The sequence below is a fragment of the Streptomyces sp. NPDC102402 genome (assembly GCF_044765765.1).
Lineage (GTDB): Bacteria > Actinomycetota > Actinomycetes > Streptomycetales > Streptomycetaceae > Streptomyces.
In genome coordinates this window covers 250,347-275,384 of sequence record NZ_JBIWKR010000006.1, presented here as the reverse complement: position 1 = coordinate 275,384, position 25,038 = coordinate 250,347, and the positions used below count along the sequence as shown (strand labels likewise).

Below are 25,038 nucleotides of genomic sequence, written 5' to 3'. Positions count from 1 at the left end.
TGGAGCGCGTGCGACGTGCGAGGCGGAGAGCGGGCCGCACCGTGCTCGGTGCTTCGCTGAAGCGGGACGGCGCGCGTCCCGGGATGCGGCGGCCGCCGAAGGTCGCTAGCCGTGCCCGTGCAGGGCGGAACGGCAGCTCGCGGACACACCGGGAGCGGCCTGGTGCAGGCGGTTCCCCATGACACCGGTGCGTCCCATGGGGCGAGTGTACGTCCGTCCGGCCGGTCCGGATTCCGCTTCAGGGGCGTACCGCGGCTCCCCACCCGCCGGACGCGCCGAGCAGTGCACGCGTGAACGGATGCCGGGGGGTGGTCAGGACCTGTTCGACGGGGCCTTCCTCCACGATCTCGCCGCCGTCCAGCACGGCCACGCGGGTCGCCTGCGCCGCGGTGTCGAGGTCGTGCGTGATCAGCACGACGGCCGGACCGTCGTCACGGCGGACGAGTACGGCGAGCAGGTCCAGCAGGGAACGCCGGGTCACGGGGTCCAGTCCCGAGGTGATCTCGTCGCAGACCAGCACCTGTGGCCGCGCGAGGAGTGCCCTGGCGAGGGCGGCGCGCTGGAGTTCGCCGCCGGACAGCCGGCCGGGGAGCCGGCGGACGAGACCGTCGTCCAGTCCGAGGTCCGTCAGCACCCGCAGGGCCTGTGTCGTCGCCTCCCGGCGTCCGGTGCCGTACAGGCGCACCGCTGTCCGCGCTACCTGGTCGAGGACCGGCCGGTGTTCGTCGAAGGCGGCCCGCGCGTCCTGGAAGACGTACTGCACCGCGGCGAGCTGCCCGCGGCTGCGGTCCCGCAGGCTGCGTGGCAGGGCCTCGCCGTCCAGCGTCACCTGCCCTGTGTGGTCGCGGTGGAGGCCGGCGAGACAGCGGCCGAGGGTGGTCTTGCCGCTGCCCGAGCGCCCGACGACGGCGAGGCATTCCCCGCGGCGCAGGGAGAGCCGGTCCACGCTCAGCACCGGGACACGGGCGCCGCCGGTCCGGTGACGGGCGGTGAGTCCGCTGACGGTCAGCACCTCCGTGCCGACGCGCTCGGGGTCCGCGTACGGCAGGTTCCTCGGTCCTGCGAGGAGCTCCTTGGTCCACGGGTGCGCGGGGGTGTCCAGGATCCGGTGCGCCGGGCCCTGCTCCACGACGCGGCCGCCGCGCATCACCAGCACCTCGTCGGCCAGTTCGCGTACGACGTCGAGGTCGTGGCTGAGCAGCAGTACGGCGATGCCCCGGCCCGCGAGGGCCCCGAGCCGGTCGGTGATGCGGCGCTTGGTCAGGGCGTCCTGGCCGGTGGTGGGCTCGTCGGCGACGACGACGCGGGCGCCGAGGAGCAGCGCCTGCGCCAGGACGACACGCTGCTGCTGGCCACCGGACAGCTGGTGCGGGTAGCGGCTCAGCACCTCGTCCGCCGAGGTGAGCTGGGCGTCGGCGAGGGCCCGGGTGACGCGCTCCCGTACCGCGGCACGGCGTCGCGAGCGGGGCAGGGCCCTTACCTGCCTCCGGGCAATGTCGCGCAGGAGGGCCCCGGTGCGGCGGGCGGGGTTGAGGACGGCGGCGGGGTGCTGGGGGACGTAGCCGATCCGGGTCCCCTCCACGGTCACCTCGCCCGTCACCCGCGCCCCCGCGGGGTACTCGCCCAGCAGTGCCAGGCCCGTCGTCGTCTTGCCGCTGCCGGACGCGCCGACGAGGGCGGTGACGGTGCCGGGCCGGATCCGCAGCGAGACCCGGTCGACGAGCGTCCGCCCGTCGACCTCGACGGTCAGCCCGGTGAGGGAGGCGATCACGGGGTTCTCGTTCATGGGCGACGGCCCTTTCCGCGCGGGGTCCGGTTGTCCATGGCCGCGTCGACGAGCAGATTGCCGCCCATGGTGAGGGCGACGATGAGCAGGGCGGGCACGACGACCGCCCAGGGCTGGATGAGCATCCCCGTGCGGTTGCGGTCCACCATCACGGCCCAGTCGGAGGCGTCCGGGGCGACCCCGACTCCCAGGAAGGCCGCGGTGGCGACCAGGTAGAGCACCCCGGTCAGCCGGATCCCGGCGTCGGCGGCGAGGGTGCGCAGGATGGACCGCCCGACGTATCCGACGGCGAGGCGCCACCAGCTCTCCCCCTGCATCCGCAGTGCCTCCACCGCGGGCCGGGACGCCGCTTCGGCCGCTGCCGCGCGGACGATCCTCGCGGCGTCGGGGACGGACACGAAGGCCACCAGCAGGGCGAGTCCCGCCGCCCCGGGCGGGAAGGCGGCGGCGACCAGGAGGATCATGAGCAGTGAGGGAACGGCGAGCAGGACGTCCGGCGGACGCATCAGCACCTCCTCCAGCCACCTGCGGTGGGTGAGCGCGGCGACCAGTCCGAGCGGGAGGGCGACGAGGTAGGCGAGGGCCGTGGCCGCGAGTGCGACGAGCACCACGGGCCTTCCTCCGAGGAGTACTTGCTGGACGACGTCCCGGCCCACGAAGTCGGTGCCGAGCAGGTGTCCGCCGCCGAGGGTGAAGGACGCGGCGCGGGCCGGAGGGTCCCCGGCCAGGAACGGCCCGGCGAGGGCGAGGGCGAGCGGGACCGCGGCGAGGGCCGCCCCGGGTCCGTACCGGCGGAGCCGCTTCACGCCGCCACCGCCGAGCGCGGTGCGAGCCGGTGGGTGACGAGGTCGGCGCCCAGGTTGAGCACGACGGTGGCGAGGCCGAAGACCACCGCGAGCCCCTGCACGACGGGGATGTCGCGGTCCGCCACCGCGTTCATGAGGACGGTGCCGAGTCCGGGGATCACGTAGAGGGCCTCCACGACGATGACGCCGCACAGCAGCCAGTCGATGGTGCGGGCCAGTTGCTGGGTGGCGGGCGCGAGGGCGTTGGGCAGGGCGTGCCCGTAGCGGATGCGGGCGCCTGAGATCCCGTACCGCTCGGCGTGGGCGGTGTACGGGGCGGCGAGTGCCTCGATCATGCCGGCCCTGACCAGTCGGGCCAGCGAGCAGACGGGCCGGGCGACCAGTACGAGGACGGGCAGCACGAGCACGGCGGGATGGCCGAGGAGACCGGTGCCGTGGCCGAGGGCGGTCGGCGGGAGCCAGCCGAGCCGCAGAGCGAGGACGCTCACCAGCAGTACTCCGAGGGCGAATTCGGGGACGGCGTAGACGCCGAGGGTCGCCGAGCTGATCAGCCGGTCGGTGAACCGCCCTTCGTGGCGGGCGGCCACGACTCCCAGGCCCACCCCCAAGGGCACGAGGAGCAGCACGGTGAGCCCGGTGAGGAGCAGGGTGGGGCCGAAGCCGTCCGCCAGGAATCCGGCCACGGGCCGGCCGGAGGTGAGGGAGGTGCCGAAGTCGCCGTGGAGGAGTCCCCCCGCCCATTCGGCCAGTCGCTCGTGCGCGGGCCGGTCGAGCCCCATGGCCTCGCGGACGGCCGCGATGCGCTGCGGGTCGGGCTGGTCCCCGGCGAAGGCGACCGCCGCGTCGCCAGGGAGCGCCTCGGTGAGCGCGAAGACCAGGAGCACGACGGCCGCGGTCTGCAGGACGCCGAGGAGCAGCCGCCGGGCGATCCAGGAACGCGGTCCGTTCATGCCAGCCAGACCTTGTCGAAGCGCGCCCAGTCCAGGGTGTTGGCGGGCGCCTCGCGGGCCACGCCCCGCAGGGAACGGGCGGTGCCGAGGATCCAGTCGCCGAAGCCCCAGACGAGGAAGCCTCCTTCGGCGTGCAGTCGCCTCTGCATCCGCCCGTAGAGAGCTGCCCGGGCCGGCCGCTCCCTGGTCGACTGGGCCCGCCGGTAGAGCGCGTCGAAGTCCTTGTCCGCCCATCGGGTGGCGTTGGTGGTGGAGTCGGTGAGCAGTCGCTGGGAGATGTGGGACTCGATGGGCATGGCGCCGGACCGGTAGCAGCACAGGGTGCCGGTGTCGAGGATGTCCTTCCAGTAGGAGTCCTTGCTGCCCATCCGGACGTCGACGGTGACTCCGGCGCGCGCCGCCTGGTCGCGGAAGATCCCGGCGGCCTCGGTGAAGCCGGCGGCGACTGCCGAGGTGTCGAGGGTGACCCTCAGGTCCTCCGCGCCGGCCTGCCGGAGGAGGGTGCGGGCGCGGCCGATGTCCTGTGCCCGCTGGGGGAGTTCGTCCGCGTAGTACTCGTACCCCTTTCCGAAGAGGTCGTTGCCCGTCTCGCCCGCGCCGGACAGGGCGCCGTCCACCAGTTCCTGGCGGTCGGCGATGAGGAGGAACGCCTCACGGACGCGGGGGTCGTCGAAGGGCGGGCGATCCGTCTTCATGGCGAAGGCCTGCATGGCGCTGTTGCGCAGCCGTACGATCTCGATGTCACCGGCCTTCTCGTGGGCTCGTGCGGTGGCGGGGTTCAGCTCGTGGGCGTACTCGATCTGGCCGCCGAGAAGGGCGTTGATCCGGGCGGACTCCTCGTTGGCGACGACGAATTCGAGCTCGTCCAGGTGCGGGGCACCGTCCCAGTGGGTGTCGTTGCGCCGCAGGACGGTGGACCGGCCGGGGGTGAAGGAGACGAACCGGAAGGGGCCGGAGCCGACGGGGTCCCGGTCGAAGGCGGTGGCTCCGTCCTGGACGACGTACGTGCCGAACGCGGCGAGTACGTTCGGGAATTCGGCCGTCGGCCGCTTGAGCACGAACTCGACGGTCCGCTCCCCCGTGGCGCGGCTCGCCTTGAGGTCGATGGGTTCCAGGGATGCCCGGGCGCGGTACGCCTTGCCCGGGTCGGCGATGCGGCGGTAGCTGTACAGGACGTCGGCGGCTGTCACCGGCTTCTCGTCGTGGAACTCCGCCTGCCTCAACCTGACGGTCCAGCGGTCGAGGCCGGCGTTCGGCTCCCAGCTCTCGGCCAGGCGTGGCACCGCCGCCAGGTCGGCACCGTAGTCGGCGAGTTTGTCGAAGAGCGCCTTGCTCCGGGCGGCGTCGGCGAAGAGGTTGCCGAGGTGGGGGTCGAGGGTTTCACTCGCTCCGCCTCCGGCGAACGCGGCACGCAGCCGTCCCCCGCGCCGGGGAGTGCCGTCGCCCTTGCCGGCGGCGGATCCGGTGGCGCCGGGCCCGGAGCATCCGGCGAGTGCGAGTGCGCCGAGGCCGGCCGCTCCCCCGGCGGCGGCGAGGAATCCGCGTCTGTGCAGGCCGGGGAAGTGTGAGGCCGTGTCGGATGATGAGGTCATGGCTGTTCTCCTGAGGCTGGGGGTGCTGAAGGGACGGCGAAGTTCACGGCCCGTCGGGCTTCCTGGCCCGCGTCCTGACCTGCTTCCTGGCGATCAGGTGCAGCCGGTCGCCGTCCGCGGCGGACCCCGGCTCGACCCCGGGCCGCCAGACGGGTTCGGTGCGCGGCCCGGGGCCGTCGTACAGGGCGATGACGTCGAAGCCGTGGACGGTGAGGAGGTGGCGCAGCTCCTGGGGCAGGAGCAGCCGCCAGGCCGAGTCCTCCTCGACGGGCGGGCTCCCGTCGTCGGCGGTCCAGCAGCGGGTACGCCGCAGGAGCTGGGCGGCGCGGTCGACGCGCAGGACCGTGGTCGAGCGGTACGTGGTGCCGCGCCAGGTGAAGCGGGCGACGGCGGGCGTGGCGGGAGGTTCGGCCCGGCCGAGGAAGTACGCGCCGTTGCGCATCTCCGCGACCAGCAGGCCGCCGGGGACCAGGGTGCGGCGGCAGGACCGCAGGAACCCGTCGAGCTGGTCGTTCGTGTGGCAGTACAGCAGCGAACTGTCCAGGCAGACCACGGCGTCGAAGGCGCGTCGGCCGAAGTCGAACCGGCTGAGATCGGCCTGTACGTAAACCGGTCCCGGGTGGTGCCGGCGGGCGTGGGCGAGCATGGAGCCGGACAGGTCGGCGGCAGTGACACGCCGTCCCCCGGCGTGGAGGCGGGCGGCGTCGCGCCCGGTTCCGCAGCCGAGGTCCAGGACGTCCGGTCCCGCGCCGAACCGCCGCAGGAGGTCCTCCGCCCACCGCGCGGCGAGGCCTTGGGGGTCGGGGAATCTCGCCTCGTAGAGTTCCGGCCGGTCGGTGAGCAGGTTTCCCGTCCGGCGTCTCACGCGGCCACCGCCACGGCGGCGGCGTGGGCCCGGGGAAGGGTGCCGTTGCGGTGGAGCCAGGTCACGGCTGCCGCCGAGGCCAGCCCGGCGGCCAGGCAGCACGCCCAGGGCAGCAGTGCCGCCGGGCTGTCGTCTCCGCCGCGCCGGGCCGCGTCCATGGCCCACCCGACCGCCGCGTTGCCGAGGGCCGCGGCGAGGCCGGAGACCGCGTAGAAGAGTCCGAAGTACGTGCCCGTCAGCGCCTGCCTCCCGAAGGAGGGGATCAGCTCCATGACGAAGGGCTGCGCGGTCATGACGCCCAGGTGGAGCAGGAGGGCTCCGGTCAGCACGGGCAGGACGCGCAGGGTGGCGTCCAGGGCGCCGCCCGGTGGGGAGTCCGTGCCCGCGACGAGCATCGGCGGGAGGAAGGCGAGCCCCATCAGCACCAGTCCGGTGGCGATCCAGCGCCCTCGGGTGCCCCGCCCTTTCAGTGCGCGGGTGAGCCGCAGCTGGAAGGCGATGCCCGCGATCGTCCCCACGAGGAGGACGAGTCCCGCGGCGCCGTCCCATCCGGTGGCCTGCCGAGCGCCGGCGGGCAGCAGCAGGTAGAGCTGGTTCTCCAGGGTGAACATGCCGACCATGGCCAGGGCGAAGGCGAGGAAGGCTCGGTTGCCGACGGCTTCGCGCCAGTCGGAGGTGACGCTCCCCGCGGCCGGCGGCACGTCACGGGCGGGGAGCACCGCGGCCTGGGCGGCGGTGAGGAGAGCGAAGATTCCGGCGGCGGTGAGCGCGGAGGCCCGGAAGTCGACGAGCAGGAGCGCGCTGCCCAGGAGGGGGCCGAGGAGGGCGCCGGTGGTCGCGAAGACGTTGAACAGGGCGAACGCCTCGGCCCTGCGTTCCCCCGCCTCCTGGGCGAGATAGGTGCGGACGGCGGGGTTGAACAGGGCACCGGCCACGCCGCTGAGGACGGAGGCGGCGAGGAGTACGGGCAGTCCGTCGCCGAAGGCGAAGAGGGCGAACCCCACGGTGCGTATCGCGCAGCCGGCGATGATGACGCCTCGCGCTCCGAGCCGGTCGGCAGCGGATCCTCCTATGAGGAACAGGCCCTGCTGACTCAGGTTGCGTACGCCGAGCACGATGCCGACGACGGCCGCCGACATGCCCAGGTCGTCGCCGAGATGGGTGGCGAGGTAGGGGATGAGCAGATAGAAACCCGTGTTGACGCCGAGCTGGTTGACGAGCAGCAGGCGGATGGCGAGCGGGAACCCCCGGATCTCGTGCCAGGTCCTCATGAGGCCACGCTCCGGCCCCGGGTGGCCGCTTCCGCTCCGGCCTCGGCGTCTGCTTCCGTGGCGGCGTCTTCTCCGGTACGGGGCCGTACGCCGAGTCCCGGCCGGCCGGCGGCCCCGACGAATCCGTCCTCTCCCCCGATGCCGGTCCAGGGGTCGTGGGCGAGCAGGAGATGGCCGTCGAGGTCGGCCCAGCGGGCGCGGTCGGCGATGTGGACCGCGGGGGCGATGCCGAGGGTGCTGGCGGTCAGGCAGCCGAGCATCAGTTCCGTGCCGCTTCCCTCGATCAGGGCGGCGATGCGCAGAGCGGCGTGGACGCCGCCGCATTTGGCGAGTTTGACGTTGATCCCCTGGACGCGTCCGGCGAGCCGCCGCGCGTCCTCGTAGGTGACCGCGTCCTCGTCCGCGATGACGGGCAGGGGTGAGCGGGCGGCGAGCCGCGCGAGGGCGTCCGGGTCGCCGGGGGCCAGGGGCTGTTCCACGGCTTCGACGCCGAGTTCGGCGAACCGGGGCAGCAGGGTGCGCGCCTGTCCGGGGGACCAGGCGCCGTTGGGGTCGAGGAGGAGACGGGCGGCCGGGGCCGCGGCGCGGACGGCACGGACCCGGTCAAGGTCGGCGTCCTGGTCGCGGTCGCCCGCCTTGATCTTGATGACGGTGAATCCGGCCTCGGCCAGCCCGCGGGCCTGGGCGGCCGCCCGGCCGGGGGAGATGAGGGAGATGGTGCGGGCGGTCGCGGTCCTCGGCGCGACGGGGGAACCGAGGAAACGGTGGACGGCGGTGGCGGTGCGCTTGCCGACCAGGTCGAGGAGCGCGGCCTCCACCGCGGCGGTCACGGCGGCCGGGGTCCCGGATTCGGTGAGTTCGCCGACGCGCAGGGCGTGCAGCGCGGTCTCGGGGCCGGAGAAGCGGCTGAGTCGCTCACCGGCCCGGGCCGCGAGGCGTTGCAGGGTCACCGTGTCGAGCCCGTAGAAGGTGCTGGTGACGGCCTCTCCGTGGCCGGTGAGGCCGTCGTGCTGGACGGTGAGGCGGACGGCGTCGCGGGCGGTCATGGTCGATCGCGAGATCCGCAACGGCTGGGCGAGGACGAGCCGCACGGTGTGCTGGGTGAGTCTCAAGGCTGCCTCTCCGGGCTTGCGGCCAGCGGATCGATGACGGTGGTGCACCTCGTCCATCCCCCGGTCTGCGGGGCGCGCGGGTGCGGGACGTCCACGGGGCGCCCGGCGGCGAGGTCCGGGTCCAGGTGGTGGGCGGTCATGAAGTCGTCGTCGTAGACGGTTCCGAGATACCGGTGGGGTCCGTCGGGGAAGACCGTGGCCACGGCCGCACCGGGGTGGGTGCGGGCCGCCCAGGCGGCGACGCGTGCGACGGCGCCGGTGCTCCAGCCGCCGCTGACGAAGTTTCCCCGGGCCAGCCGACGGCAGGCGTCGGCGGCCTCGGCCGGCCCGATCCAGTGCACCTCGTCGAAGGCGTCGTAGGCCACGTTGCGCGGATGGATGCTGCTGCCGAGGCCCCGCATCACCCGGGGTGCGGCGGGCCGGCCGAAGATGGTGGACCCGGTGGAGTCGACGGCGATGAGGCGCAGGGCGGGCCAGTGCCTGCGCAGGGGTCCGGCGATGCCTGCGCTGTGTCCCCCGGTGCCGACGCTGCAGACGAGGATGTCCAGGTGGTCGAGCTGGGTGGCCAGCTCGGCCGCGAGCGAGGCGTAACCCGCTTTGTTGTCAGGGTTGTTGTACTGATCCGGCCAGTACGCACCGGGGATCCGGGCGAGCAGGTCGTGCAGCCGCTCCAGCCGGGCGCCCTGCCACCCGCCGCGCGCGGCGGGGCGGTCCACCAGCTCGAGTACGGCGCCGTACGAGCGGAGCAACTGTCGCATGGAGGGCTCGAGTTCGCTGTCACCGACCAGCACGACGGGATGCCCGAGGGCCTGTCCCGCGAAGGCGAGCCCTATCCCGAGGGTGCCGGACGTCGACTCCACCACCGTCGCGCCGGGAAGCAGTTCGCCGCGTTCCTCGGCGCCCAGCAGCATGGAGACCGCGGCTCGGGCCTTCATCCCGCCGACGGCGTGCCCTTCGAGCTTGGCCCAGAAGCCTGGGTGGGGCAGCGGAAGACCGGTGGTGATCCTGGCCAGCGGAGTGCGGCCGAGGAGGGCGAGGAGCTCGCGGTTGGGGGCCAGGCCGGGCAGGGACACCGTGGTCATGAGGTGCCTCCGTCCGAGGCGCGGTAACGGTGAATGGTGCCGGGGCCCCCGTCGAGCCAGAAGAACGGATAGGGCTCCGCGCACACCGCGGCCACTCCCGCGCCCAGGAGGCGGGGCAGGACCGCGCTTCCGGTCTGCGCGAACATGACCAGCGGTTTGCCGTGCCGCCGGGCGCCCCGGCGCAGCGCCTCGAAGGTTCCGTTGCCGAGTGTCATGCCGGAGGCCAGCACCGCGTCGCAGCGGCCGAGCTGCCCGAGCGCGTCCGCACCGATGAGTTCTCCCCACTCGGTGGTGCCGCCCTTCAGGTCACAGGGGATCGCGGCGAGGCCGCGTGAACGCAGCTCGGCGAGGAGCGAGTTGACGACGCCGACGACCAGGACCGTGCTGCCGGGACCGAGATCCAGCAGGTCGACGACAGCGGCGGCCCGCGCCTGCGAGCGCTCGATCGAGCTTCCGGCGGGGAGGGTCACCGGCTGTGCCCCGTGAGACGGGGTGTGCGGGAGGAGGTCCATCAGGTAGGCGTCCAGCGCGGCGACCCGTACCGGCAGCAGCGGGTGGGCCAGGAGGGCGCCCGCATCCGCCCCGGCGCAGTCCTCGACGGTTCCCTCGGGGAGCGCGCCCGGCTCGACCGCGCACGAGCCGACGGCGCGGCCGAGACGGAGGCTGAGGACCTCGTTGCGGTATCCACCGTGCCGCCCGTCGTGCCGCACGGCCTGGGACGTCGTGAAGGCCACCGCGATGCGACGGGCCCGGGGATCCGGGCCGAGTTCGCCGCGGGCGGCCTGCCCCAGGAGGGCGTCGAACGGCGCGAGGGTGCGCGAGGCCGCCCTCATGAGCGCACCAGCAGCGGCCGCACTCCCGCGAGCAGCGACTCGACGCGGTTCCTGGCGCCGAGCCCGCCGGCGTCACCGGCCATGACGTGCCCGAGATACGCGTTGTTACTGTCCGCCGCCTCCACCGTGCGGCCTGCCTCGGCGAGCTGCACCTCCAGGACGCCGTCGGCCTCCCGTACACCGTCGGCCCCCTCCACGGACGCGAGCGTGCCCGCGGCCTCGGGGACGAGGAATCCGATGGCCGCGCTGCGGAGTCCGGTGTCACGCCGCCGGAGGTCGGGCTCCCGGCCCAGCGCCACGTCCACGCATGCGGCGGCGAGATCGATGCCGGTGACATGGCGGACCAACTCGGTGATGCGATTGCCCGCGGGACGGGGATTGACCTCCACGACCCGGGGGCCGTCGGCCGTGAGCTTGACCTCGGTGTGCGCCACGACGTCGTCGAGCCCCAGGGCCTCCCCGGCACGCAGTGCGGCGTCGGTCGCGGCGTCGCGGCCGTCCGGAGCCAGGGCTGCAGGGAACATGTGCCCGGTCTCGACGAAGGCCGGGGCCCTTCCGACGCTCTTGTCCGTCACGCCGACGACATGCGCGACGCCCCGGCAGGTCACGGTCTCCACACTCACCTCCGGGCCACGGAGGAACTCCTCGAGCAGGATGTGGGGCGCACGCCGCTGCCCCCTGGCATTGCGCGGGAAGCGGGCCAGCGCCCGGCAAGCCTCAGCCAGCGCGCGCTCGTCGTCGACCCGGCGTACGAGCATGCCCCCGCAGAGGTCCACCGGCTTGACCACCAGCGGATAGCCGAGGTCACGGGCGGCCGCCTCGGCCTCCGCCCCGTCCGCGCAGACCGCGAACCGGGGGCCGGGGACACCGGCGGCGGCGAGGACGCGGCGGGTTGCGTCCTTGCGGCAGGCGTTCTCCATGGAAGCGGGCGAGGGACCCGGCAGGCACAGCCGGGCGGCGATCCGGGCAGCCGTCGGCAGATAGTAGTCACAGGACGTGACCACTCCGTCGAAGCACAGGGCCTGGTGAAGCCGCTCCACCTGCGGAAGCAGCACGTCCACCTCGTTGGTGGGCAGGGTGACGACATTACGCGCGGTGAGCAGCGGATGGTCCACACCTTCCGGCGCCGACCGAAGGTAGTGGTGCAGGTCGCGGGTGAGGAAGGTGAAGTGGTGTCCTGCCTCCTCCATGGCGCGCGGCAGCAGTCTGCTCATCGATCCGACCCAGCTCTCGACCACCAACAGATGAGCCATGAACTCCCTCTTCTCACAGTGCCGTTGGAAAGGCGGGCAGACAGAGCTCACCCCCGCGAGGGGACCCCCGGGCCCGACGGCTCACACGTTATCGATAATCGTTTTCATTGTCATCTAATGGGCCGTCACTGCCGTCGGGCGACGGCTTCCGTTGCGTCTTTCGTCCGACCGGAGTGGAATTGGCGTAGAGGGGACCGGAGGAAGGGGCACGCCATGACCGACCGCGACAGCGACCGGGGGGACGACGTCTACCAGCCGCAGGAGCCGGAGGCCTCCGACCCCGATGACCTCCTGGACCTGGAGGACACCCTGGACACGTCCGGGCTCACCGATGTCCTGGACGAGGGCTACTCGCCACCGGACCGGCCCTGGGCCGTCGACGACGAGGGCACCACCGCCACGGAACAGCACACGGGCGAATCCCTCGACAGCCGCCTGACCAGGGAGATTCCCGAGAAGGCCGACCCTGCCGACGACGGCCTGGGTGATCTGGCGGACGGTGACGGGGAGCTCTGGGACACGGAGGTGGGCACCGACCGCGCGGGCCGGCTCACCCAGGAGGGCGACGGGCACGTGCCCTCCACACTCACCGCCCAGGACGTCGGCATAGACGGGGCGGCGGCGTCCGCGGAGGAAGCGGCGATGCACCTGATTCCCGAGGAGCAGGACCTGTTCGGGCAGGCGCCGACGCGCTGAAGCCGCGGCACCCGGATCACCTGCCTCCAGCCGGTCTCCCCTGGCCGTGTCCGCCCCGGTGCGTATGCGCACCGGGGCGGACACGCGTACCATCCGCTCCCGGCGACGACCCGGGTGCGGGGATTCACCACGCGGGCAGGGTGGACAGCCCGCGCGCCGGTCCGCAGGATGAGCGCATGTGGCGTGACAGTCCGAGCCGGAACCGGAACGCGCGTACCCCGGCCGTCGCACGCGTGATGAGCGGCTTCTACAGACGCAGGCTGCCGAACAGCCCGGAGGACGTCGCACGCCGCTACGTCAGCCACCTCTTCGATCCGATCACGGTCAAACTGCACCGGCGGCGGTGGCGGATCGCCAAGTCGTCGTACAGCGTGCTGCTGGCCACCGACGAACCGCACTACGACCTGGCCCGGCTGACGAGGAGCGCAGCGCTCGTCGCCGACACGCTCCTTCTGACCCATGGCGCGGAGATGCCCTACCGGGAGGCCGGACGGTTCACCAGGACCCGCATAGGCCTGGACCCCGGCAGCAACAGCTCCGGCCCCGAGGCGATCGACCTGACGGTCATGGACACATACACCTATGGATTCGCCGGACCCCCGCTCAAGGAGATCGGGCGATTCCTGACCGGTTCCGAGCCATTGGCCCGGTCGGGAAACCTCTGCTATCTGCCTCGCTACTCCTCGACCATGATCGCCTACGAGTCCCGCGACCGGACGGGATCGACGACACACGGACCGGACCTTCCGCGCACGGCCCGGTACGCCCCTGACTTCCTGCTCCGGGACAGGCGCGCAGTGAGCGAGTCCACCGCGACTCCCCAGCGGAGCAGGTTCGTTCGTCTGGTGACCGAGGTGCGATTACCGGTCATCGCAGGGGTTTCGCTCGCCACTTTCAGCAGGATCACCGTGGAGGAGTTCGGCGGCCATCGACTGCTCCGGGGCCATGTCCAGGACCGGATCGCGGAGTTGGACGGGGCGATGGCGGCCGACGAGGCCGACCGGGGGATCCTGAGGATCGGCCGCGAGATCGAAGCGGGTATCGGAGAGGCCCGGAGCCGGATCGCCGGGGCGGACCGGAGTGGAGCCCTGCCGCGCTCGGCCGTACTCACGTCCGTGACCGCCGCCCTCTTCGCGGTGCACGCCCCGATGATGCGGGACGCGCTGCATGCCCTGGGGCTCGGTGCCGGAGCCGACTGCTTCTGGACGTACTTCCGCCACTGGCCGGAGAACGGGCCCCGCGCTTCGGAGGATGACACGTGGTGCTACATGTGGGTGCTGTCGCCCACGGCGGAGCGCGCCTGACCTCGGCGGCGGCCGCCCCTGCTGCACCGCCACCACGACGGCCGCGGACATCCCACTGACGGTACGTCCGCCCCGTTCCGGGCCGTCAGCCCCACGCCGGTGCACACCTGTGCGCCCGTGGTGCGGGCGTGCCCGGGCGGACCGGCCGAAACACGCCGCCGTGCTGCCCGCGCCCCCGAAAACGCTTGGACGACGGCCTCACGGTCACGGAAGACTCCTGTCTCCCGGACCCCCTTGTTACGGAGGCGCACCGGCGCTTCCGCACGGATCGGCGCCGTGCCTCGCGGGGCGGGGACCTGCCACGACGGCGAAGTCCGGTGCAACTGCCCGCGCAACGACATGAGGTCGGCATGGGATCGCAGCATTCTCCGAGGACCGGACCGGGCAAGGGCCCGGTCAGGCTCGCACTCCGCCACTACCTGCGGGAACTCTCCCGCCAGCGCAGACTGTCCGTTCCGGCGCTCCTGCTCCCGGCGCTGGGCAACATCGGGATCACGTACATCGCTCCGCTGGTCGTCGCCAAGCTCGTGGGCAGGATCGCCGAGGACGGGGCCATCGGCATCCGTGAGGCGCTCCCGTACGTCGGTGTGTTCGCCGGAGTGCTCCTCCTGGCGGAGACGATGTGGCGTCTGGGCCTGCACTGCCTCAACCGCGTGGACGCCCGGGGCATCGAGCACCTGTACTCCGCGGGGATGGACGAGCTGTTCGCCAAGGACGCCGCGTTCTTCCAGGACAACTTCGCCGGATCCCTGACCAAGCGGGTGCTGAGCTTCGCGACACGCTTCGAGGAGTTCATCGACACCCTCACGTTCAACATCGTGGGAAGTCTGGCCCCGCTGCTGTTCGGCACGGTGATCCTCTGGAGTTACGACCCCCTGCTGGTGGCCGGTCTGCTGACGATGATCCTGGTGACGGCACTGTGCGTGACACCTCTCATCCGGCGCCGGCAGAAGCTGGTCAACCGCCGGGAGGAGGCCATCGCCAGGGTCTCGGGGCACGTCTCTGACGCGCTGATGAACATGGACACCGTGCGCGCGTTCGCCGCCGAGGAACGCGAGGCCGCCGAACACCGGTCACGGGTCGCGGAGTCCCGGAGGCTCACCCTGCGCTCGTGGGACTACGGCAACCTCCGCATCGACACCTTCGTCGCACCGATGTCCGTGCTGACCAACGGTCTGGGTCTGCTTCTCGCCGTCGGGATCGGCGCCGGTGGCGGCAGCGTGGAGGCCATCGTGGTCGCGTTCACGTACTACACCGGCTCCACCCGCATCATGTTCGAGTTCAACCAGATCTACCGCCGCATCGAGAGTTCGATGACCGAGGCGGCCCAGTTCACCGAGTTGCTCCTGGTCCCGCCCACCGTGCTCGACCCCGCGACACCCGAGCCGCTGGCCCAGCAGGCGGCGGACGTCCGCTTCGAGCGCGTCACCTTCGCCCACGACGGTGGCGACCCGATCTTCCGGGGGCTCGACCTCGACGTCCCGAGCGGCGCGAGGATCGGCCTCGTCGGACGGTCCGGAGGCGGCAAGACCACCCTGACCCGGCTGCTGCTGCGGATGGCCGACGTCCAGTCCGGGCGCATCATGATCGGAGGTCAGGACATCAGCCGGCTGCGTCAGGCCGACCTGCGGAGCCTGATCGCGTACGTACCGCAGGAACCCGCCATGTTCCACCGGACCCTGCGCGAGAACATCCTCTTCGCGCGCCCGGACGCCACCGACGCGGAGATCCGCGCCGCCGCCGACGCGGCCCACGTCACGGAGTTCGCCGACCAGCTCCCGGCCGGATTCGACACGATGGTCGGGGAGCGTGGCGTCAAGCTCTCCGGCGGGCAGCGCCAGCGGGTCGCCCTCGCCCGGGCGATCCTGCGCGACGCTCCGATCCTGCTGCTGGACGAGGCGACCAGCGCCCTGGACTCCGAGAGCGAGACCCTCGTCCAGCAGGCGTTGTGGCAGCTGATGGAGGGCCGGACCGCACTGGTCGTCGCACACCGTCTGAGCACGGTCGCGGCGATGGACCACCTGATCGTGCTCGACCACGGCAGCATCGTCGAGCAGGGCACCCATCACGAACTGCTGCTCACCGAAGGCGCCTACGCCAAGCTCTGGCACCATCAGTCCGGTGGCTTCCTCGTCGACACCGCCACCGGCGAGCCCGCAGCCTCGGCGGAACGGGCGGGGTGACGACCGGGTCCGGCTGCGACACGCAACCGGACGCGGCCACCGCCCGTACCCGCTACCAGCCCTGCTGAGGCACGCTCACGACGGGACGGCCGGACACCGGGAGCCACGGACCGGCACGTCCAGATCCGTCAGGTATCCGTCGACGGCCCGCTCCATGCAGGGGCCTCTGGTGACGCTGCCATGGCCCTGGCCCTCGTAGGTGAGCAGCACGCCGCTGCGGCCGAACTGCCGGGCCACCGAGACCGCCCACGGGTAGCCGGTGGCGGGGTCGTGGAGCGCGTTGGACAGCAGAACCGGTGGAGCTTCCCGGGCCTCCAGCCGGTGCTGCGGATTGGCCGTAGGCGTGCCCAGGCATGCCGCTGTCATCTGGAGCGGCAGCAGACGGGGCAGGTCGGGCGCGGTCCTGTTCATCATGCCGACGAGCGAGACGTACTCCTGGTGGTCACGTACCGGCAGGTGCCAGTCCGCGCAGAAGACGGGGGCGGCCGACGGGAGCGACGACGCCGAGGCGGGCGCGGCCGGCAGTGGGCTGCTCGCCTCCATCTCGACTATTTTCGTGGCCAGTTCGGCGTAGGTGGCGCGATAGAGGGTCTTGAAAGCGACGGCGTTGACCAGGTCCGACGACGAAAGGGGGATGCCCGGCTTCTTCGGGTCCTCCAGCTCGCCGCGTTCCGCCCGGCTCAGCAACCCCTGCCAGGCCCGGCCGACGTCGCGACCGTGCAGTGCGCAGGCCGAGTGCTCCGCGCACCACTTCTCGAACTCGCCGAAGGAGTCCTGCGCCGCGGCCGCCGCGGACCGGAGGAAGGCGCGGGTGCTGGAAACGCTGTGGTCCATCACGCTTTCCAGCACCATCGCACGGACCCTCCGCGGAAAGGTCTCGGCGTACTGCGCCCCGAGCAGCGTGCCGTACGAACTGCCGTGGAAGGTCAGTCGGGCCTCACCGAGGGCGCCTCGCAGAGCGTCCAGATCGCGCACGGTCTGGGCGGTGTCAAGGTGTTCGAACACCGGCCCGGTACGTGCCCGGCAGTCGGCACGGAGCCGTTTGTTGTAGGCCAGGGTGGCATCGAAGTCCGCTTGGCTCTCCAGATCCGACGACGGCCGCTGCGCGAGCAAATCGTCGGAACACATCACCGGATTGCTGCGCCCCACACCGCGCGGGTCGAAACTGACGATGTCGAACCTGCGGCGGACCTCGGGGCTGAACCGGCTGAGGCCGCCCACCACCCTCTCCACGCCGGAGTCTCCGGGCCCTCCGGGACCGAACACCAGCGAGCCGACGCGTGCGTCGGGATCGGTGGCTTCACGACGGGCCACGGCCAGGCCGAACGTCGGCCTGTCGGGACGGGCCCAGTCGATCGGGACCTCGAGCGTGGCGCACTCGGCTCCCAGACTGTCCGTATCGTCGCACGGAGCCCATCGCAGGGCTTCTGGCGTCACCGGCGCCGCGGCCACGGGGGGCGCCCCGGCAAGGCCGACGACAGCGGTTACCGCGATCACCGCCGCGCACCGCACGGCGGTGCGTCGTAACGCGGATGTGGCTCTGAAGAGCATGAATAGACCTCCTGAGGGGATCAGGCACGACCGGCCACGGAACAGGCACGCAGATCAAGCAGATGTGGGACCGGCCCTTCCGGACACGTTAAGCCCGCTGTTCGCTGCCCTGTGCGGTTGTCAGGGTCGTTCCAGGGCAGAGCCGGGGACGGCTCGGGGGTGCCCTGAGCCTTTCGCACGGCCCGCCACCGGTGCCACGATGGCCGACGCCACTGCGGGGAAGATCGCGACACCCTGGAAGGCTCCCGGTACGCGACCGGCTGCGCACCGTAGGCTCGGGAGTCGCTCTCCAGCAGGGCGGTCGGCCGGACTCCCGCACACGACGAAACCGGAAGCAGGCAGGGTCACAATGAGCAGCACAGCGCAGATCGGTGTCACAGGGCTCGCCGTCATGGGGCGCAACCTCGCCCGGAACTTCGCACGCAACGGATACACCGTCGCCCTGCACAACCGGACGGCCGCCCGGACCCACGAACTCGTCGAGCAGTTCGGCGACGAGGGAGATTTCGTCGCCACCGAGAGCGCCGAGGACTTCGTGGCGGCCTTGGAGAGGCCACGTCGCCTGGTGGTCATGGTGAAGGCGGGGGACGCCACGGACGCGGTGATCGCGGAGTTCGCTCCGCTCCTGGAGTCCGGAGACATGATCATCGACGGCGGCAACGCGCACTTCGCGGACACGCGCCGCCGTGAGCACGAGCTGCGCGAGCAGGGCATCCACTTCGTCGGCACCGGCGTCTCCGGCGGCGAGGAAGGCGCCCTCAACGGGCCCAGCATCATGCCGGGCGGCAGCAAGGAGTCCTACGGCTCGCTCGGGCCGATGCTGGAGAAGATCTCCGCGAAGGCCAAGGACGGCGCCCCGTGCGTCACACACATCGGCCCCGACGGCGCCGGACACTACGTCAAAATGGTGCACAACGGCATCGAGTACGCCGACATGCAGCTCATCGGCGAGGCGTACCAGCTGCTGCGGGACGTCGCGGGCTACTCCCCCGCCGAGATCGCGGACATCTTCCGCACCTGGAACACCGGCCGCCTGGACTCGTACCTCATCGAGATCACCGCCGAGGTCCTCTCCCACACCGACGCGGCCACCGGTGAGCCCTTCGTGGACATCGTTCTGGACCAGGCCGAGCAGAAGGGCACCGGCCGCTGGACGGTGCAGATCGCCCTGGATCTGGGTGTTCCCGTCTCCGCCATCGCCGAGGCCGTCTTCGCGCGCTCCGTCTCCGGTCACACCGATCTCCGCGAGGCCTCGCGCCACCTCGCCGGGCCGACCGCCCGGAAGCTCGGCAAGGACGAGGCCGCGGCCTTCGCCGACCAGGTCGAACAGGCGCTCTACGCCTCGAAGATCGTCTCCTACACCCAGGGCTTCCACCAGATCGCCGCCGGCAGCGAGAGGTACGACTGGGAGATCGACCTCGGCGACGTCGCCGCGATCTGGCGCGGCGGATGCATCATCCGCGCCGCGTTCCTCGACAGGATCACCAGCGCCTACGAGGCACAGCCCCAGCTGCCCAGCCTCCTCGCCGACAAGAGCTTCGCCGAGGAGATCGCCGCCGCACAGGACGACTGGCGCACCGTGATCGCCACCGCCGTCACCCAGGGCGTCCCCACCCCGGCGTTCGCCGCCACCCTCGCCTACTACGACTCCCTGCGCGCCGGACGCCTCCCCGCCGCGCTGACCCAGGGACAGCGCGACTACTTCGGCGCGCACACCTACCGCCGCATCGACCGCGACGGCGTCTTCCACACCCTCTGGGGCGGCGACAAGAACGAGGTCGAGAGCTGAGCAGCCCGCCGGAACCGCCCGGCTCCCCGCACCGAGGAAGCTGAGACGGGCAGCGCGGCGCTGTTGTCGTCAACTCCGCACGTAGTGGGGACGACGTCGTCCCTTCGGCCGCGGTCTCCGGCAGGTGCCGTTGCCGGACCTCACCGCCGATGAGGTGGAGGCTCGGTCCGAGGCCATCGCCGGTTCCGCGCACGCAGGGCGGCGCGACAATGCCATTGCCGACCAGCTCTCCCGGCTCCGGGAGAGTCGTCGGTCCGGTCACGGAGGCACTGCCCTCCGGGACCGGGCCGCATCGGGGCTGGTGGATGCCCATCCGGCTGCTCGGGCTTGGAGGCGACTCCCGCCCTTTCCAGGAGTCACCTGTCAGAGGCAGCGGTCCAGGAACTCCCGGATCTCGGCGGTGGTCAACGGTCCGGCGCCCAGCGCCACCGTCTCCCCCTCCTTCAGCAGGACGCAGGACGGGGCTCCGGTGATCCCGTAGCGCTCGGTCGCCCGCGGACAGCGCGCGATGTCGGCCCTGACGGGGGTCAGGCGACCCGCGTACTCCTCGGCGATGCCGCCCACGACGAGGTCCATCGCCCGGCAGGGCTCGATCGCCTTGGGCCACGTGCCGATGAAGTACCCGAGGACCGGCACTTCGCTCGCCCTGAGGATGAAGTCGAACTCCGCGTCCTCGCGTGGCTGGTGGACCCGCTTCGCCATGGAGGCTCCTGACCTCGTGTTCCGTCTTCCACCCCCATCATCCCCCGCGTGGTGCGGCAGGCCCACACGGACACCGGGCAGACGCAGCTGCCCTGCGGCCCCCGGCGCCGGCGGTCCACGGGCCGTTCAGGTCACGGGCCGGACCGTCGCGCGGGAAGTGGCCCCGGCGTCACGTCCTGCGGCCGCGCTGAGGGCGCACGGCTCCCTGACGACGTGTGATTGACTGATTCGCATGGCCCCCGCCTCCCCGCCCGCCCGTGCGACCGCCGGTCCGGCCGCGGGCACGCGGCCCCGCAACCGCAGGCAGCTCATCGTCGACGCGGCCGGCCGGGTTTTCAGCGAGCGCGGCTACCACGCGACGTCCATGGAGGAGGTCGCCGCCGGTGTGGGCATCACCGCGGCCGCCCTGTACCGGCACTTCCCGAACAAGTACGCACTGTTCGCCGAGTGCGCCGACGTCATGGTGGACAGGCTCGTCACCGCACTCGACGAGGTGCCGCCCGGGGCGGCGTTGACGGACGTGCTCAGCGCCCTCACCCGGATCACCGTCGCTCACCGTGCGTCGGGCGGCGTCTACCGGTGGGAGGCCCGCTACCTGAGCCGCGAGGACCGTCGGCGTCTCGGAGCGAAGTTCGCCCGTCTCGTCGAGCGGGTCGACGCGGCGGTGCAGCGCGAGCATCCGCTGCCCGACGGACGCCTACGGGCCATGGCGGCCCTCGGCGCGATCGGCTCCATCACCATGCATCGCACCTCCATCGCCCAACGCCGGGTCGCAGGACTGCTGTTGGCATCCGCGCTGGGTGTGGCTGCGAGTGATCCGGCGGCAGGACGGCTGGGCGCCCCGGCCGTCGTCCGGCTGCCGGCCCAGCCGGTGCCGCGCACACGGCGTGCGGAGATCCTCGCGGCCTCCATTCCCCTGTTCGCCCGGGACGGGTTCGTCAGCGTGACGAACGGGCAGATCGCGGAGGCGGTGGGAGTGGCTCCGTCCGCGCTCTACCGTCATTACCCCGGCAAGATCGACATCCTCGCGGCTGCGTGCCTCCAGGCAGCGGGACTGCTGGCCCAGGGGGTGGAACAGAGTCTGCGCGAGGTGACCGGCCCGCACGATGCCATCGTGGTGCTGGCCGCGACCTATGTGGCCTACAGCTTCGAGTACACCGAGCTCAACAGCGTCGCCGAGGCCGAGCTCGCCGGCTTGCCGGCCGGCCTCCGACGGCCCGTGGTCCTCGCCCAGCGGGAACACATCGCCGTCTGGGAGCAGCAGTTGCGACTGGCGCGTCCGGAGCTGGACCCGCGCCAGGCGCGGGTGCTGGTGCACGCGGGGTTCGGCGTGGCGGTCGAGGCGGGACGAAGCCTCCGATGGCAGGACAGCCCCGACCATCGTGACGCCGTGACCGCCTTGGTCGTGGGTGCTCTGGGCGTCTGAAGGGCCTTCGCGACCCGGCCCGCACCCAGAGGCCCGCCCCTCGGCGCACGGCTCGACCGTCGGGGGCGGGCACCTCCGATGACCGGCGGTTCAGGCGGCCCGGTTCCCGGTGGGGATCGTGATGGGTGTGGTGGTCCCGGAGGAGCCCTTGTTGAGGAACAGCATGCCAAGGGCGCGCACGAACTGGTCGAACATGTAGAAGCTGCCGGGCATGACGGGCGACAGCCCTTCACGGAACAGGATGTACGCGGGCCACGCGGTGCGGACCAGGGCCGCCGACACGTAGTCACGCTTCAGCCCCAGCCAGTCGCCGACCTCGTCGCTGAGGACGTGGCGTACGAACTCGTTCAGGAATCCTCGCGTGACCCCGAGGTCGATCTGCGCGGTCAGGCCGAGCAGTTCCTCGGCCAGGGCGATGCCTTCGGTCGACGGGGTGAGGATCGGGGTGAGCACCTGCGCCGACTGCGCTTCGGCGGCCGCCCAGGTCTGGGGGATGTGCTCGTCGGGCACACCGAGCAGATGGAGTGCGACCTGCCACGAATGGAGGAACGCCTCCTGGTCGGCGGCCGGGAAGGGGACCTTCCAGTCGAGCAGTTTCCTGTGCACGTAGGTGCCCAGGCTGTGGAAGGTGACCAGGATGTCGGCCGCACTGATCGGGACGGTCTCGTCGGCGACGGCCCGCCAGTGCGGCGACCGGGGCAGAAGGTGGCGCACCGCGGCGTGCACCACCCGCGTCTTGTTGGCGGTGACGACGAACTGTCCCGTCGGCTCGAAGGCTCCCAACTGCGAGAGGTCGTAGCCGAACGTGAACGTCTTGGCCGCACGGTCCTGCATGTCCGCACCGCCCGCGGACCAGTAGACGCTCTTGGCCTCGCGCGGGATCACGGTACTCATGATCCCGCTGCCGAGGCCGTACAGCATGAAGAGGTACATGTCCCTGCGCCGGTTGAAGTCGGCGGCGCGGGCCAGCTTGGTGCGGTCCGCCCAGGAGGGAAGGCGGTTGACCTGCTTCAGGTATGCGGCGAATTCGGCCGGGAGGCCGCTGGGCAGCGGATCGTCGTTGTTCACCCATGGCGCCCATGAGGTGTTGATCGCCGGCACATGGCCGTTGTCGATCATCGAGGCCATCAGGGGATCCGCCGCGTGGTCCCAGATCCACGCCGGACCGGTGCCCTCGGCGGCTCCGGTCGTCGAGCCCTTCGCCCCCCATGCCTGGGCAGGGGTCGACATGCCCACGAGGCCGAGTGCGACACCTAGCGACAGAATGTTTCGCCTGCTGAGATTCTCCATTGACTTACCTGCTCCCTTGACGGGCCAGATGGCTTTGAGTTGCCTTCGCAGACTTGCAATTCGAGAGATTCATGCGGAACACGCAGCGTCGTACAGATGTGATTTCTGATTAACATAGCGAGGTGCGCCCTCGTCGGCAATGGTGATGGACGAGGGCTCGTCGCCGATGTCGGCCCACCTTGGGCCGGCTCCTCTCCGACGCGGCCTCGGGCGGCCCTCCACTCCGCACACCCGGCGGCTGAACCGCAGAACGCCTGTGGGCGAGGCGGCCCGTGAGTCATGATCAGCTCCGTGAACGTACTCGTCGTAGGATCAACAGGCACCATCGGTAAGGCTGTTGTCGGTGCGCTCAGCGTGTCGCATCAGGTGATCGGCGTTTCGCGCAGCGGTCAGCCGCGGGTGGATCTGGAGGATCCGGCCTCACTGGATGGGCTGTTCGAAGCGGTGAAGGACCTGGACGCGGTGGTGTGCTGCGCCGCGAGCGGCCCCCTGGTCCCGCTGGAATCGGTCACCGTGGAGGAGATGGCCGCAGGAATGCGCGGCAAACTGCTGGGCCAAGTGGCTCTGGCCCAGCGGGCCATGCGGCATCTGCGGCGCGGCGGATCCGTCACCCTGACGGGAGGAACCTTCGCCACGCCGATGCCCGGCGGTTCACTGGGCGCTCTGGTCAACGCCGGGCTGGAGGGCTTCGTCCGCAACGCGGCAGGGGAAGTCGGGCGCGAACTGCGGATCAACCTGATCAGTCCCGGCTGGATCAAGGAGACTCTGCGGAGCATGGGCGCGGACGACACCGAGGGCACACCTGTCGCCGGCGTCGCCAAGGCATACGTCACGGTCGTGGAGGGCGCCATGCAGGGACAGACGCTCCGCCCCTGAGGACAGGTGGGCGGGGCTGCGTCGCAGCCATCGGTGATCGCACCGTCTTCAGAAGTCCGCACACCGGCGGACGATGCCACGGAGGCCGACAGGCCGGGTGGGGACTGCGGCCCCTCCTGTTCACCGGCTCCCTGGGGTGCCACACCCGCTGCCGGTGGCGCGTACGGGGACTTCCTGGCGCGCGGCGGCGGCATGAACCCGCCCGTCACCGTCCATCCGCTACGCGGAGCAACTCCTGGACGACTCCCACCGGGCGCGGTGGCGCGGCGGCCGGCCGGCCGCACCGATGGCTCGCCGTCCGAGGGCTGACCGGGGTGAGCCGACCGGTCCGCTCCTTCACTCCGTGCGGCAGAGGGCGTGGTCGACGAGGTCGCGCAGTGCGTCTTCCTGACGGGCGGCGGCCCGCGGGTCCGCCGAGCGGCTGTGCGCGGAAACGGTGAGGGAGCGCCGGCCGTCTGTCGTGACCGCGGTGCGGACGACGTATCCGAAGCCGCTTCCTCCGTGCCCCAGGTATCCGCCCCCACAGGACAGGGGCGTGAGGAACACTCCTAGGCCGTCTCGGGTGCCTGCCGGGTGGCCGCTGTCCCGCGGCACCGGCACCGTGGTACGCATGGCGGCGAGCTCGGAGGGCTTCAGCAGCCTTCCGTCGGCCAGCGCGGTGAAGAAGCGGTTGACGTCGCGTGCCGTGCCGGTCATCGAGCCGTCCGCCCCGCTGTCGAAAGGGCGGTAGGGGATCGTTGTGTCGACCATCGGGCCACCCGCGGTGAACTGCTGGTGGTCGGCCGTGTGCGGATGCGGCAGGAAGGGCCGGGTACCGGGTGTGTCGGTCTGCTCCAGGTTGAGGGGTCGCAGGATGCGCCGGCGGACCTCCTGTTCCCAAGGGCGTCCCGCGATCTCCTCGATGATCATTCCGGCGAGTACGTAGTTCGTGTTGGAGTACGCCCACCGGGTGCCCGCTGGGAAGGCGGGCTCGTGGCGCACGGCCAGGGCGACCAGTTCCTCGGGCTCGTACGCACGCCATCGGTCGGCGAAGTAGGTCCGGGCACCGGGGTCGGGAAAGACGTCGTAGATGTAGTCGGACAGCCCGCTGGTGTGTTGGAGCAGGTCACGGACGGTGATGGTCCGGCCGTCGTTCCCGGCTCCGGCTACGACCCCGGGCAGCACCTGCTCCACCGTACGGTCCAGGGAGAGCCTCTTCTCGCCCACCAGCTGGAGCACGACGGTGGCGACGAAGGCCTTGGTCGTACTGCCCAGCCGAAGGTACCCGTCCGTCGGGACCGGGCGGCGCGTGACAAGGTCCCCCACCCCGGAGCGGGCGGTCACTGTCCCGCGCGGGGTATCCAGGCGGACCGCCACCCCCGTGACACCGGCGTCGCGCAGCACGTCGGCATCCCGCTGCACCGGCCCGGCGTCGATGGCAGGGGGTGCGGCCGAAGCCGCGGCGAGTGGCAGGGACAAGGCCGCCAGGGCGAGCGCAGCCGCTGATAATCGCGAAGGTCGAGAGAGCATGCATCCGAGGTTAGGAACGGCGCCGACCCGGCAGCCATCCGGGAAACACCCTTTCCGGTAGGGGTGTTGGCCGGATGGACGGGGCTGCGGGATCCGGTGCGGGGCGGGCAGGAGATCCGGGGCCGCCGTCGGCGGTCTGCTGGTGGGGAGTTACTGTCGGCG

At 71.8% G+C, this 25,038-nt stretch carries 20 protein-coding genes; 6 read left to right on the top strand and 14 right to left on the bottom strand.

The features are described from left to right. Positions 1–238: 238 nt before the first annotated feature. Genes ACIRJR_RS20415 through ACIRJR_RS20370 form a run of 10 tightly spaced genes read right to left on the bottom strand, consistent with a single transcriptional unit; the run spans position 239 to position 11,550 of the window. Positions 239–1,786, bottom strand: a complete 1,548-nt coding sequence (locus ACIRJR_RS20415; RefSeq protein WP_403782509.1) for an ABC transporter ATP-binding protein — start codon at positions 1,784–1,786, stop codon at positions 239–241. After that, a complete protein-coding gene (locus ACIRJR_RS20410) occupies positions 1,783–2,592 on the bottom strand; it encodes an ABC transporter permease subunit (RefSeq protein ID WP_403782506.1) in 810 nt (269 codons plus the stop codon). The genes ACIRJR_RS20415 and ACIRJR_RS20410 overlap by 4 nt, the downstream gene beginning before the upstream one ends. Continuing rightward, a complete protein-coding gene (locus ACIRJR_RS20405) occupies positions 2,589–3,542 on the bottom strand; it encodes an ABC transporter permease (RefSeq protein WP_403782503.1) in 954 nt (317 codons plus the stop codon). Before ACIRJR_RS20405 ends, ACIRJR_RS20410 begins: the two co-directional genes overlap by 4 nt. Continuing rightward, the gene (locus ACIRJR_RS20400) at positions 3,539–5,134 is read right to left on the bottom strand and encodes an ABC transporter substrate-binding protein (protein ID WP_403782500.1); all 1,596 of its coding nucleotides are present in this window, start codon (positions 5,132–5,134) and stop codon (positions 3,539–3,541) included. Before ACIRJR_RS20400 ends, ACIRJR_RS20405 begins: the two co-directional genes overlap by 4 nt. A gap of 43 nt (positions 5,135–5,177) precedes the next feature. After that, a complete protein-coding gene (locus tag ACIRJR_RS20395) occupies positions 5,178–5,999 on the bottom strand; it encodes a class I SAM-dependent methyltransferase (RefSeq protein WP_403782497.1) in 822 nt (273 codons plus the stop codon). After that, the gene (locus ACIRJR_RS20390) at positions 5,996–7,270 is read right to left on the bottom strand and encodes an MFS transporter (RefSeq protein WP_403782494.1); all 1,275 of its coding nucleotides are present in this window, start codon (positions 7,268–7,270) and stop codon (positions 5,996–5,998) included. Before ACIRJR_RS20390 ends, ACIRJR_RS20395 begins: the two co-directional genes overlap by 4 nt. Continuing rightward, the gene (locus tag ACIRJR_RS20385) at positions 7,267–8,382 is read right to left on the bottom strand and encodes an enolase C-terminal domain-like protein (RefSeq protein WP_403782491.1); all 1,116 of its coding nucleotides are present in this window, start codon (positions 8,380–8,382) and stop codon (positions 7,267–7,269) included. The genes ACIRJR_RS20390 and ACIRJR_RS20385 overlap by 4 nt, the downstream gene beginning before the upstream one ends. After that, complete coding sequence (locus ACIRJR_RS20380; RefSeq protein WP_403782488.1) at positions 8,379–9,464, bottom strand: PLP-dependent cysteine synthase family protein; 1,086 nt, start codon at positions 9,462–9,464, stop codon at positions 8,379–8,381. Before ACIRJR_RS20380 ends, ACIRJR_RS20385 begins: the two co-directional genes overlap by 4 nt. Beyond that, positions 9,461–10,297 carry a Rossmann-like domain-containing protein gene (locus ACIRJR_RS20375; protein ID WP_403782485.1) on the bottom strand — a complete coding sequence of 279 codons (837 nt, stop codon included), beginning with the start codon at positions 10,295–10,297 and terminating at the stop codon, positions 9,461–9,463. Before ACIRJR_RS20375 ends, ACIRJR_RS20380 begins: the two co-directional genes overlap by 4 nt. Continuing rightward, positions 10,294–11,550, bottom strand: a complete 1,257-nt coding sequence (locus tag ACIRJR_RS20370; RefSeq protein WP_403782482.1) for an ATP-grasp domain-containing protein — start codon at positions 11,548–11,550, stop codon at positions 10,294–10,296. Before ACIRJR_RS20370 ends, ACIRJR_RS20375 begins: the two co-directional genes overlap by 4 nt. A gap of 213 nt (positions 11,551–11,763) precedes the next feature. Here ACIRJR_RS20370 and ACIRJR_RS20365 point away from each other — a divergent pair, with 213 nt between their 5' ends. The 3 genes from ACIRJR_RS20365 (at position 11,764) to ACIRJR_RS20355 (ending at position 15,733) form a co-directional block, all read left to right on the top strand. After that, positions 11,764–12,246 carry a DUF5709 domain-containing protein gene (locus tag ACIRJR_RS20365; RefSeq protein WP_403782479.1) on the top strand — a complete coding sequence of 161 codons (483 nt, stop codon included), beginning with the start codon at positions 11,764–11,766 and terminating at the stop codon, positions 12,244–12,246. Positions 12,247–12,422: 176 nt separating this feature from the next. Continuing rightward, entirely contained in the window at positions 12,423–13,550 is a 1,128-nt protein-coding gene (locus ACIRJR_RS20360; RefSeq protein ID WP_403782476.1) for a hypothetical protein, read from the top strand. Between the two features lie 350 nt (positions 13,551–13,900). Beyond that, positions 13,901–15,733 (top strand): ABC transporter ATP-binding protein, encoded by a 1,833-nt coding sequence (locus tag ACIRJR_RS20355; RefSeq protein WP_403782473.1) that lies wholly within the window; start codon positions 13,901–13,903, stop codon positions 15,731–15,733. Positions 15,734–15,808: 75 nt separating this feature from the next. Here the strand turns inward: ACIRJR_RS20355 and ACIRJR_RS20350 are convergent, their stop codons facing one another. Continuing rightward, the gene (locus ACIRJR_RS20350; protein ID WP_403782470.1) at positions 15,809–17,284 is read right to left on the bottom strand and encodes an alpha/beta hydrolase; all 1,476 of its coding nucleotides are present in this window, start codon (positions 17,282–17,284) and stop codon (positions 15,809–15,811) included. Positions 17,285–17,633: 349 nt separating this feature from the next. On the opposite strand from ACIRJR_RS20350, the gene gndA reads away from it, so the two are divergent. After that, positions 17,634–19,073, top strand: coding sequence for an NADP-dependent phosphogluconate dehydrogenase (gene gndA, locus ACIRJR_RS20345; RefSeq protein ID WP_403782467.1), 1,440 nt, complete (start codon positions 17,634–17,636; stop codon positions 19,071–19,073). A 363-nt stretch (positions 19,074–19,436) separates the two neighbouring features. Here gndA and ACIRJR_RS20340 read toward each other — a convergent pair whose 3' ends face one another. Beyond that, positions 19,437–19,775 carry a thioredoxin family protein gene (locus ACIRJR_RS20340; RefSeq protein ID WP_403782464.1) on the bottom strand — a complete coding sequence of 113 codons (339 nt, stop codon included), beginning with the start codon at positions 19,773–19,775 and terminating at the stop codon, positions 19,437–19,439. Between the two features lie 232 nt (positions 19,776–20,007). Here ACIRJR_RS20340 and ACIRJR_RS20335 point away from each other — a divergent pair, with 232 nt between their 5' ends. Further along, positions 20,008–21,201 (top strand): TetR/AcrR family transcriptional regulator, encoded by a 1,194-nt coding sequence (locus ACIRJR_RS20335; protein ID WP_403782461.1) that lies wholly within the window; start codon positions 20,008–20,010, stop codon positions 21,199–21,201. A gap of 90 nt (positions 21,202–21,291) precedes the next feature. Here ACIRJR_RS20335 and ACIRJR_RS20330 read toward each other — a convergent pair whose 3' ends face one another. Further along, positions 21,292–22,491 (bottom strand): oxygenase MpaB family protein, encoded by a 1,200-nt coding sequence (locus ACIRJR_RS20330; protein WP_403782458.1) that lies wholly within the window; start codon positions 22,489–22,491, stop codon positions 21,292–21,294. Between the two features lie 291 nt (positions 22,492–22,782). Here ACIRJR_RS20330 and ACIRJR_RS20325 point away from each other — a divergent pair, with 291 nt between their 5' ends. Continuing rightward, a complete protein-coding gene (locus ACIRJR_RS20325) occupies positions 22,783–23,367 on the top strand; it encodes a short chain dehydrogenase (RefSeq protein WP_403782455.1) in 585 nt (194 codons plus the stop codon). Between the two features lie 336 nt (positions 23,368–23,703). Here the strand turns inward: ACIRJR_RS20325 and ACIRJR_RS20320 are convergent, their stop codons facing one another. Next, a complete protein-coding gene (locus tag ACIRJR_RS20320; RefSeq protein WP_403782452.1) occupies positions 23,704–24,876 on the bottom strand; it encodes a serine hydrolase domain-containing protein in 1,173 nt (390 codons plus the stop codon). Positions 24,877–25,038: the final 162 nt, after the last annotated feature.